The sequence below is a fragment of the Caulobacter sp. D5 genome (genome assembly GCF_003185805.1).
Lineage (GTDB): Bacteria > Pseudomonadota > Alphaproteobacteria > Caulobacterales > Caulobacteraceae > Caulobacter.
Genome location: NZ_QHJY01000395.1, coordinates 1 through 9,738, shown reverse-complemented (window position 1 = coordinate 9,738; position 9,738 = coordinate 1). Strand labels below are relative to the sequence as shown.

At 68.8% G+C, this 9,738-nt stretch carries 11 protein-coding genes and 1 other RNA gene; 6 read left to right on the top strand and 6 right to left on the bottom strand.

Going from position 1 to position 9,738, the window contains the following annotated elements; genetic code table 11:
• Both DMC18_RS21895 and ffs read right to left on the bottom strand, forming a co-directional pair.
• Window positions 1–1,396, bottom strand: a 1,396-nt coding sequence (locus DMC18_RS21895; protein WP_110133306.1) for a DNA polymerase III subunit gamma/tau, incomplete at its 3' end; no start/stop codon positions are given.
• Between the two features lie 85 nt (window positions 1,397–1,481).
• An RNA gene (gene ffs, locus DMC18_RS21890) (signal recognition particle sRNA small type) lies at window positions 1,482–1,574 on the bottom strand.
• Between the two features lie 226 nt (window positions 1,575–1,800).
• Between ffs and nudC the strand changes: the two genes are divergently transcribed.
• Window positions 1,801–2,745, top strand: coding sequence for an NAD(+) diphosphatase (gene nudC, locus DMC18_RS21885; protein ID WP_110120064.1), 945 nt, complete (start codon window positions 1,801–1,803; stop codon window positions 2,743–2,745).
• A 147-nt stretch (window positions 2,746–2,892) separates the two neighbouring features.
• On the opposite strand, the gene DMC18_RS21880 is transcribed toward nudC, so the two are convergent.
• Window positions 2,893–3,309 (bottom strand): MAPEG family protein, encoded by a 417-nt coding sequence (locus tag DMC18_RS21880; RefSeq protein WP_110120063.1) that lies wholly within the window; start codon window positions 3,307–3,309, stop codon window positions 2,893–2,895.
• 138 nt (window positions 3,310–3,447) lie between these two features.
• Here DMC18_RS21880 and DMC18_RS21875 point away from each other — a divergent pair, with 138 nt between their 5' ends.
• On the top strand, window positions 3,448–3,828 hold the full coding sequence (locus DMC18_RS21875) for a hypothetical protein (RefSeq protein ID WP_110120062.1): 381 nt from the start codon (window positions 3,448–3,450) through the stop codon (window positions 3,826–3,828).
• Window positions 3,829–3,838: 10 nt separating this feature from the next.
• Here the strand turns inward: DMC18_RS21875 and rnhA are convergent, their stop codons facing one another.
• Window positions 3,839–4,285, bottom strand: coding sequence for a ribonuclease HI (gene rnhA, locus DMC18_RS21870; protein ID WP_110120061.1), 447 nt, complete (start codon window positions 4,283–4,285; stop codon window positions 3,839–3,841).
• Window positions 4,282–5,244, bottom strand: coding sequence for a homoserine kinase (thrB, locus tag DMC18_RS21865; protein WP_110120060.1), 963 nt, complete (start codon window positions 5,242–5,244; stop codon window positions 4,282–4,284). The genes rnhA and thrB overlap by 4 nt, the downstream gene beginning before the upstream one ends.
• Before the next feature lie 84 nt (window positions 5,245–5,328).
• On the opposite strand from thrB, the gene DMC18_RS21860 reads away from it, so the two are divergent.
• Both DMC18_RS21860 and DMC18_RS21855 read left to right on the top strand, forming a co-directional pair.
• Window positions 5,329–5,556 carry an AbrB/MazE/SpoVT family DNA-binding domain-containing protein gene (locus tag DMC18_RS21860; protein WP_110120059.1) on the top strand — a complete coding sequence of 76 codons (228 nt, stop codon included), beginning with the start codon at window positions 5,329–5,331 and terminating at the stop codon, window positions 5,554–5,556.
• On the top strand, window positions 5,553–5,954 hold the full coding sequence (locus DMC18_RS21855) for a type II toxin-antitoxin system death-on-curing family toxin (RefSeq protein WP_110120058.1): 402 nt from the start codon (window positions 5,553–5,555) through the stop codon (window positions 5,952–5,954). Before DMC18_RS21860 ends, DMC18_RS21855 begins: the two co-directional genes overlap by 4 nt.
• 3 nt (window positions 5,955–5,957) lie before the next feature.
• Here DMC18_RS21855 and ispH read toward each other — a convergent pair whose 3' ends face one another.
• A complete protein-coding gene (ispH, locus tag DMC18_RS21850) occupies window positions 5,958–6,920 on the bottom strand; it encodes a 4-hydroxy-3-methylbut-2-enyl diphosphate reductase (RefSeq protein WP_110120057.1) in 963 nt (320 codons plus the stop codon).
• A 189-nt stretch (window positions 6,921–7,109) separates the two neighbouring features.
• Between ispH and DMC18_RS21845 the strand changes: the two genes are divergently transcribed.
• Window positions 7,110–7,835 (top strand): Tat pathway signal sequence domain protein, encoded by a 726-nt coding sequence (locus DMC18_RS21845; RefSeq protein ID WP_110120056.1) that lies wholly within the window; start codon window positions 7,110–7,112, stop codon window positions 7,833–7,835.
• Window positions 7,832–9,673 carry an arginine--tRNA ligase gene (argS, locus tag DMC18_RS21840; protein WP_110120055.1) on the top strand — a complete coding sequence of 614 codons (1,842 nt, stop codon included), beginning with the start codon at window positions 7,832–7,834 and terminating at the stop codon, window positions 9,671–9,673. Before DMC18_RS21845 ends, argS begins: the two co-directional genes overlap by 4 nt.
• Window positions 9,674–9,738 lie beyond the last annotated feature (65 nt).

Genomic DNA, 9,738 nt, shown 5'->3' with positions numbered 1-9,738 from the left:
CCGAAACCGCCCCGCCCGGCGCGGCTCCGCCGCCCACCGCGACGCCGCCGCCCGGACCACCGGGGTTGCCGCCATCGCGCAGGGCCTTCAGCGCATCTTCCGGACCCGGCAGGTCGGCGGCGTAGCACAGGCGGATGATGGCCATCTCGGCGGCGGCCATGGCGTCGGGCGCGCGGCGCACCTCGTCATGGGCCTTGAGCAGCATCTGCCAGAGGCGGGCCATGGTTCCGGCGCTGGTCTGGGCGCCGACCGAGGTCAGGCGCGCGGCCTGCTCCTTGGGCATCGACAGGGCGTCCGGCCCCAGGGCCTTGGCGACCGACGAAGCGTGGCAGTGGTCGAGCAGGTCGAGCATCACCACCACCGGATCGGCGCCGAAGCCCCACAGCTGGCGGAAGGTGGTCAGGGCCTCGCCCGGCTTGCCGCTCATCACCTGTTCGAAGAGAGCGATGGTCTGGCTGCGGTCGGCCAGGCCCAGCATGTCGCGGACGACGGCGGCGGTGACGGTCTGGCCGCGCTCGGTCTGGACGATAGCCTGGTCGAGCAGGGAGAGGCCGTCGCGGGCCGAGCCCTCGGCGGCGCGGGCGATCAAAGCCAGGGCGTCGGCGTCGATCCGCGCCCCTTCCTTCTGCGAGATGCGGTCGAAGTGCTTGGCCAGCACGTCCGGCTCGATCCGGCGCAGGTCGAAGCGCTGGGTGCGCGACAGGATCGTCACCGGAACTTTTCGGATCTCGGTGGTGGCGAAGATGAACTTGGCGTGCGGCGGAGGCTCTTCCAGCGTCTTCAGCAGGGCGTTGAACGCCGCCGTCGACAGCATGTGCACTTCGTCGATGATGTAGACCTTGTAGCGCGCCTCGACCGGGGCGTAGCGCACCCCGTCCAAGAGCTCGCGCATCTCGTCGACCTTGGTGCGGCTGGCGGCGTCGAGCTCCAGCACGTCCATGTGCCGGCCCTCGATGATCGCCCGGCAGTGGCGGCCTTCGGTGGTCAGATCGACGCTGGGGCCGTGGACGGTGTCGCTCTCGTAGTTCAGCGCGCGCGCCAGCAGGCGGGCGGTGGTGGTCTTGCCGACCCCGCGGACGCCGGTGAGCATGAAGGCGTGGGCGATGCGGCCGGTGCTGAACGCATTGGCTAGCGTGCGGACCATGGCCTCCTGGCCGATCAGGTCCTCGAAGGTGCGCGGACGGTACTTCCGGGCCAGCACGGTGTAGGCCGCGCCGGGCTCTTCCGGTTCGGGCTCGGGCAGCGGCTTGGGCGCAGGCGCGGCCGCCGCCGGGGTCGGGGGCGCGTCGCCGAAGATGTCGGCCGTGTTCTCGTCGCGCTCGGCCACGTCCTCGCGTTCGAAGGCGGGCTCGTCCCAGGGGGGAGCGGAATCGGGCGTGAGGTCGTGGTCGGCCATGGGCGCAGTCTAGAGCGTCGGGCGGCGCGGCAAAAGGCTCGCGCGCGCTCGCTGGCGTGGATGCTGACGATTTCGGGGAATAAGGTGGAGACCGGCAGACGACCCGAAGGTGATCTCGTTGTGGCTGCTGCCTCTCGGCCCTGACCAGGTTGGCGAGGCCATCGTCCGTCGCCGATCTCCGAGGGGGTATATCGCGACTCATCGACCGATATGCAAGCGCCCAGAGCGTCGCAGCCGAAAGTGGCCGCCGGTTTCGGCGTCCGCGACGCGACAAAACGGGAAGCCAGAGCGTCGCGGGCCGTAGAGATGTGGATCGCGGGCCAGGGCGGTGGTCGTTTCCGGTGGGCGAAAAGCCTTAACGGCAGGCGGTGACGACTCCGCGTCGCTGGGCTACAGATTCGCCCATGCCGCTATCCGAGATCGTCAACATCTTCGCCGGGAATCCGCTGGACCGCGCCAGCGAGCGTCGAGGCGACGCCAGCTGGATCGCCGAGAAGCTCGACGACGCCCAGTCCCTGGCCGTCGCCGTCTGGAACGGCAAGGTCCTGGTCGAGGACGCGCCGGGGGCTGATGATGAGCCGGGCGGCGTCCAGATCGCCTATCTGCGCGCCGACATGGCCAAGGAACTGGCCGGCACCGACGAGCGCCTGCTGTTCATGGGCCTGTGGAAGGACATCGCGGTCTTCGCCGTCGATCTCGAGGGCGCGGCCGATCCGGCGGAGGGGGCCCTGCAGGGGCTGGGCCGGTTCGAGGAACTGCGCGGCGCGGCCGCCACTCTGCCGGCGCCCGACGCCGGCATCCTGGGCACCGCCAAGTCGATGTTCGAATGGCGGCGCAAGCATCCGTTCTGCGCCAACTGCGGCCAGAAGAGCGACATCGCCGACGGCGGGTGGAAGCGCATCTGCCCGGCCTGCCACGCCGAGCACTTCCCGCGCACCGACCCGGTGGCTATCATGCTGGCCGTGCATGGCGGCAAGTGCCTGCTGGGCCGCCAGGCCGCCTGGCCGCAGGGCATGTTCTCGGCCCTGGCCGGCTTCATCGAGCCCGGCGAGACCATCGAGGAGGCCTGCGCCCGCGAACTGAAGGAAGAGGCGGGTCTCGTCGCCACCAAGGTCCGCTACCACTCCAGCCAGCCCTGGCCGTTCCCCGCCTCGCTGATGATGGGGCTGATCGCCGAGGTCGACAGCGACCAGGCCGCCCCCGACCAGACCGAGCTGGAAGCCGTCCGCTGGTTCGACAAGGACGAGGCGAAGGCCCTGATCCGCGGCGAGATCGAAGACGCCTTCGCCCCGCCGACCCTGGCGATCGCCCATCAGCTGATCAAGACCTGGTGCGAGAGCGAGGACTGATCGTGAGACCCTCTCCCTGAAGGGGGAGGTGTCGGCGAAGCCGACGGAGGGGGACGTGGCCTGTGAGTCAGCAGGCGCCTCGATGTCAGCAGAAACTTCCCCCTCCGGCCCTCCAGGCCACCTCCCCCCTTCAGGGGAGGGTCTTGCTCACCCCACCAGCCTCACCCACTCCCGCACCACCATCGCCCCCAGCACGATCGTGCTGAGCGAAAACACCGCGAACCGCGCCAGCACGATGTTGATGCTGGCCTGGATCAGGCTGTGCAGCACCCGCAGGGCGACATAGGCCCAGGCCAGCCCCACCGACGCCCCGTCCGCATGGCCGGCGACCGCGATGGCCAGGGCCGCCGCGTAGAAGATCGTGGGCTGTTCCATCAGGTGGTTGTAGTTGTCGGCCGCCTGGCGGGCGGCGTCGGGCAGGCCGGTGAGCGAGCCCGGAAACCGCGCGTCCTGCGGCTTGATCCCGGCCTTGCCCATGGCCGGCAGGCGCTGGGCGTACATCCATACCCACATCAGCAGCGACCAGCTCACCAGCGCCAGCACCGGCGCGATCATCGTATCCATGGCGTTGCCTCCCCAGGCGATTGTCATGGAAGCAGGCTATTGGCGGACCGGCGGTATTTGAAGCGTGACCTTACGGACGGCGTATTGGCGCGATGATGGTTGCGAGGCTAGGCTCACAGCTTCTGGTGGAGGAAGCCGATGCTGATCGGACTGCTTTTCGTCGCGCTCCTGGGCGGGCAGGCCGAGCCGCCGGACTTCGCCGGGTCGATCGCCTGCGTGGGTCTCGCCCAGCAGGCGGCCAAGGACATGAAGACGCTCAAACGCGCGGCCCGGAACGATCCGGCCCAATTGGCCGAACTCGAAAGCGCCGGCGTCCTCTGGAAGCGGGTCGGCGCCCAGGCGGCCCGCTCGGCCGAAGAGACGGCGGCGAGCGAAGGCAAGTCCAGGGGCGAACAGGACGACCTGGCGGCTCAGACACGCCGGGCCTTCGAGACCGCCCCGCCCGAGCTCCGGAACGCGATGGCCGAGAGCTGCATCTACAAGTTCGCCCGCGACGAATGGGACAAGCGCAACAGGTAGCGCCGGCCGGTCAGCGCTTCTTCAGCGTCTCTTCCATGCCGCGGCGGGCCAGTTCGTCGGCGCGTTCGTTGTGCTCGTGGCCGGCGTGACCCTTGACCCAGCGCCAGTCGATCTCGTGGCGCAGGCGGGCGGCGTCGAGGCGCTGCCACAGGTCGACGTTCTTGACCGGGCTCTTGTCGGCGGTCTTCCAGCCCTTGGCCTTCCAGCCATGGATCCACTGGGTGACGCCCTTCATCACGTACTGGCTGTCGGTGTGCAGCTCGGCCTTGGTCGGGCGGTTCAGGGCCTCCAGGGCCATGATCGCGCCCATCAGCTCCATGCGGTTGTTGGTCGTGGCCAGGTCGCCGCCGCAGATTTCCTTGCGCTTGTCGCCATACATCAGCACCGCGCCCCAGCCGCCGGGGCCCGGATTCCCGCGGCAGGCGCCGTCGGTATAGATGATCAGCTTGGGGGTCACGACGCCGACCCGAACAGCGACAGGCCCTCGCGGTGGACGGCCAGCTTGCGCTCGTATTCCAGCGGATCCTTCGGACGCACCAGGGCGCCGGCGGGCGTGGCGTTCCAGTCGGCCAGGCGGGTCAGGAAGAAGCGGATGGCCGCGCCACGCGCCAGGATCGGCAGGGCGTCGCGCTCGGCCGGGCTCAGCGGTCGGCGGCGCTCGTAGCCGGCGATCAGGGCGCGGGCGGCGGTGACGTTGAAGCTGCCGTCGGCCTCGAAGCACCAGGCGTTCAGGGTCACGGCCACGTCGTAGGCGTAGGCGTCGTCGCAGGCGAAATAGAAGTCGATGGTCGCCGCGAACTTGCCGTCGGTCTTGAAGAAGACGTTGTCGGGGAAATAGTCGGCGTGGATCGTGCCGGTCGGCAGGTTGCGCGGCCAGGCCAGGGACAGCTCGGCCAGATCCTTGTCGATCACGGCCGACAGGCCCGGCTTCAGGTCCTCGGCGGCCTGACGGTGCTTGGAGAACAGCGGCGCCCAGTGGGGCTGGCCCAGGTCGTTGGCGCGGCGGCCGGCATAGCCTTCGCCGGCCAGATGCAGCCAGGCCAGGCCTTCGCCGGCCTCGCGGCAGTGGGCCGGGGTCGGCTTGCGCACCGACAGGCCCGGCAGGAAGTCGACGATGGCGGCCGGCTTGCCGCGCAGGGTCTTGAGGTTGCGCCCCGCCTTGTCGGCGACCGGACGCGCCGAGGGATAGCCGCGGTCGGCCAGCCAGCCCAGCAGGTCGAGGAAATAGGGCAGGTCCTCGGGTCGCGCGCGGCGCTCGTAGACCGTCAGGATGTAGCGGCCGGTCTCCGTTTCCAGCAGGAAGTTGGAGTTCTCCACGCCCTCGGCGATGCCCTTGAACGCCAGCGGAGCGCCCAGGTCGTACTCGGCCAGGAAGGCTTCGAGCTCTTGGTCGGTGATGTCGGTATAGACGGCCATGGCGGCGGGATGCGGCGCCGCGCGCTGGCGGTCAAGCGGCGTTCGGAGTATAACAGATGTAAGAACTGATGCAGGGCCTCCGCCATGATCGCACTTAAGCTCACGCAAGTCGGAAACTCGGTTGGCGTGGTCCTGCCCAAGGAGGCGCTGGTCAAGCTTGGCGTAGAGAAGGGGGATGTCGTCTATCTGACCGAAGCGCCGGGCGGAGCGATGCAGATTTCGCCCTATGATCCCGAAGTCGCCCGCCAGATCGAACTGGGCGAAGAGATCATGGACGAATACCGCGACACCTTCCGCGCTCTGGCCAAGTGATCGAGCCTCAAGAGCCGAAATGGCTTCTCACGCAGGCGCTGATCGTCCTGCATGAGCGCAGCTTGGCGCTGCATGGCGGACCGTCTGGCGTTCGCGATCTCGGCTTGCTGGTCTCGGCGCTTGAACGGCCGAAGAACCGTTTTCACTACGACGGGGTGGCCGACGTCGTGGAGTTGGCGGCGACCTACGCCGCCGCCGTCTCTGGCAATCATCCATTCGTGGATGGCAACAAACGAGCGGCGTTCCACGCTATGACGTTGTTTCTCAGGGTCAACGGTCTGCGGCTGGTCGCGGATCAAGCCGATGCGGCTCGAACGATCTTCCGCCTCGCTGGCGGTGAGATCGGTATCCCGGAACTTACCGACTGGCTCCGTCCGCGCGTCGTCGACGCGCCCTGACGCCTAAGCCGTCGTCAGCAGCCGCGGCAGCTTGAAGGTCACGGTCTCGCGGGCTTCGACCAGTTCCTCGATCTCCAGGTCGAAGTGGCCGCTGATGGCGTCGATGACGCCCTGCACCAGGTCTTCCGGAGCCGAGGCGCCGGCCGTCAGGCCCACGCTCTGCACGCCCTCGAACCACTTCCACTCCAGGCCCGAGGCGTCGTCGATCAGGTAGGCGGCCTTGGCGCCGGCCTTCAGGCCCACTTCCTTGAGGCGCACCGAGTTGGACGAGTTGCGCGAGCCGACCACCAGGATCAGGTCAGACGCCTCGGCCAGCATCTTCACCGCGTCCTGGCGGTTGGTGGTAGCGTAGCAGATGTCTTCCTTGTGCGGGGCGGCGATGGTCGGGAAGCGCTGCTTGAGCATGGCCACGATGTCGGCGGTGTCGTCGACCGACAGGGTGGTCTGGGTCAGGAAGGCCACGTTCGAGGCGTCCTGCGGCTGCCAGGTGCGGGCGTCGTCGATGTCCTCGATCAGGGTCACCGTGCCCTCGGGCAGCTGGCCCATGGTGCCGACCACCTCGGGGTGGCCGGCGTGGCCGATCAGCACGATCTCGCGGCCGTTGTCGAAGTGCTTCTGGGCCTCGACATGGACCTTGGAGACCAGCGGGCAGGTGGCGTCCAGATAGATCATCTGCCGCGACTTGGCCTCGGCCGGCACCGATTTGGGCACGCCGTGGGCCGAGAACACCACCGGACGGTCGTCGGGCGCCTCGTCCAACTCCTCGATGAAGATCGCGCCCAGCGCCTTCAGCCGGTCGACCACGTGGCGGTTGTGGACGATCTCGTGGCGCACATAGACCGGCGCGCCGAACTTCTCGATCGCCCGCTCGACGATCTGGATGGCGCGGTCCACGCCTGCGCAGAAGCCGCGCGGGCTGGCCAGGAAAAGGCGAAGCTTGGGACGGGGCGGCGCGGCGGTGCTCATGGCGCGGAACCTAAGCGTTCGAGGCCCTCCGCGCCAGAGATCCGTGACGCGAGCATGCTCGACGCGGACGTTTGACGTCAGGCGTGAAACGCGAGCACGTTGCGAGGTCACGCATATGCCTTTATCAGGCTGCATGACGCCGGCTGGGGCACCTCCCGAACTGGCAATCCTTCTCGAACCGGACGTTTCATGCGCCGCACGCTTTCCGTCGCCCTCAGCGCCACGATGGCCCTGTCGTTCGCCATGACCGCCATGAGCGCTCACGCCCAGATGGGCGGAGGCATGGGCGGCCAGGGCGGCCCCGGTGGCGGTGGTCAAGGCGGCGGCGACGACGACGGCGGCAAGAAAAAGAAGCGCGACGAGGAGTGGAACCAGCCCAAGGCTCCGCTGGCCCAGCTGCGCAACGCCGGCCCGTGTCCCTTCGTGAAGGTGCTGTACGACGCCAGCCGCTATGTCGAGTTCAAGGGCGGCAAGGAAAGCAGCACGGCCGCCGGCTACACCGGCGAGATCCAGGGCGTGTCCTCGGGCTGCGCCTACAAGAACGACGAGCCGATCAAGATGCAGGTCGAGGTGCTGTTCGCCCTGGGCCGTGGTCCCGAAGCGACCGAGCCGCGCAAGACCTATCGCTATTGGGTGGCCGTGACCGAGCGCAACAAGGACGTGCTGGCCAAGGAATATTTCGACCTGCCCGTCACCTTCCCGGCCGGCGGCGACCGCGTCTACGCCACCGAGAATCTGCAGACCATCACCATCCCGCGCGCCGACATCAAGACGAGCGGCAGCAATTTCGAGGTCCTGATCGGCTTCGACGTCACCCCGGAAATGGCCGCCTTCAACCGCGACGGCAAGCGCTTCCGGGTCAACGCCGGCCAGACCGCCCAGGCCCAGCAAGCAGGGACTCCTCCTAAGCAATGAACGATTTGAAGCGGTCCTTGAGCGAGGCGGCCGCGGCCGCTTTCCAGGCCGCCGGACTGTCTCCCGACTTCGGGCGCGTCACGGCGTCCGACCGGCCCGACCTTGCCGACTTCCAGTGCAACGGCGCCCTCGCGGCCGCCAAGAGCGCCAAGCGTAACCCCCGCGAGATCGCCGTCCAGGTGGTCGACCAGCTGAAGGCCGATCCGCGCCTGGCCTCGGTCGAGATCGCCGGCGTCGGCTTCATCAACATGCGCGTCAGCCCCTCGGCCCTGGCCGAGCGCGCCGACCAGATCGCCGCCGACCCGCGCGCGGGCGCCAGCCTGCTGGCCGATCCGCGCCGGGTGCTGGTCGACTACGCCGGTCCCAACGTGGCCAAGCCGATGCACGTGGGCCACCTGCGCGCCTCGATCATCGGCGAGTCGATCAAGCGCCTGTACCGCTTCCGCGGCGACCAGGTGGTGGGCGACGCCCACTTCGGCGACTGGGGCTTCCAGATGGGCCTGCTCATCACCGCGGTGGCGGACGAGGACGCCTTCATCGCCGCCCTGATGGAGAAGCTGCCGGACGCCCCGCGCGACTTCACCGCCGCCGACGAGGCCAAGGTGCGCGCCGAGTTCGCCGGCCGGGTGACCCTGGCCGACCTCGACCGCCTGTATCCGGCCGCCGCCGCGCGCGCCAAGGAAGACGCCGACTATCGCGACCGCGCCCGCAAGGCGACGGCCGACCTGCAGAACGGCCGCTTTGGTTATCGGCTGCTGTGGAAGCACTTCGTCGAGGTCAGCCGCGTGGCCCTGGAACGCGAGTTCCACGCCCTGGGCGTCGACTTCGACCTGTGGAAGGGCGAGAGCGACGCCGATCCGCTGATCGCGCCGATGGTGCGCCAGCTGGAGGACAAGGGCCTGCTGGTCGAGGACCAGGGCGCCCGCATCGTCCGCGTGGCCCGTCCCGGCGAGACCAAGAAGAAGAAGCTGCCCGACGGTTCGGTGATCGAGGTCGAAAGCCCCGATCCGCTGCTGGTGGTCTCGTCGGAAGGTTCGGCCATGTACGGCACGACGGACCTGGCGACCATTCTCGACCGCCGCCAGTCGTTCGACCCGCACCTGATCCTCTATTGCGTGGACCAGCGCCAGGCCGACCACTTCGAGCAGGTGTTCCGCGCCGCCTACCTGGCCGGCTACGCCCAGCCGGGCGGCCTGGAGCACATCGGCTTCGGCACCATGAACGGCGCCGACGGCAAGCCGTTCAAGACCCGCGCCGGCGGCGTGCTTAAGCTGCACGACCTGATCGAGATGGCCCGCGAAAAGGCCCGCGAGCGCCTGCGCGAAGCCGGCCTCGGTTCGGAACTGTCGCCGGAAGCCTTCGAGGAGACCGCGCACAAGGTCGGCGTCGCCGCCCTGAAGTTCGCCGACCTGCAGAACTTCCGCGGCACCTCCTACGTCTTCGACCTCGACCGCTTCACCAGCTTCGAGGGCAAGACCGGTCCGTACCTGCTGTACCAGACCGTCCGTATCAAGAGCATCCTGCGCAAGGCCGCCGAACAGGCCGCCAAGGCGGGTCCGGTGATCGTGGCCGAACCGGCCGAACGCGACCTGACCCTGCTGCTGGACGCCTTCGAGGGCGCGCTGTCGGAGGCCTACGACAAGAAGGCCCCCAACTTCGTGGCCGAGCACGCCTACAAGCTGGCCCAGGGCTTCTCGAAGTTCTACGCCGCCTGCCCGATCCTGGGCGCTGATGACCCGGCCGTGCGCGCTTCGCGCCTGACCCTGGCCCAGACGGCCCTCAAGCAGCTCGAGCTGGCGCTCGACCTGCTGGGCGTGGACGCGCCGGAACGGATGTAACCCGATCCCTCTCCCCTTGCGGGAGAGGGTGGCCCCGCGGAGCGGGGTCGGGTGAGGGGTCTCTC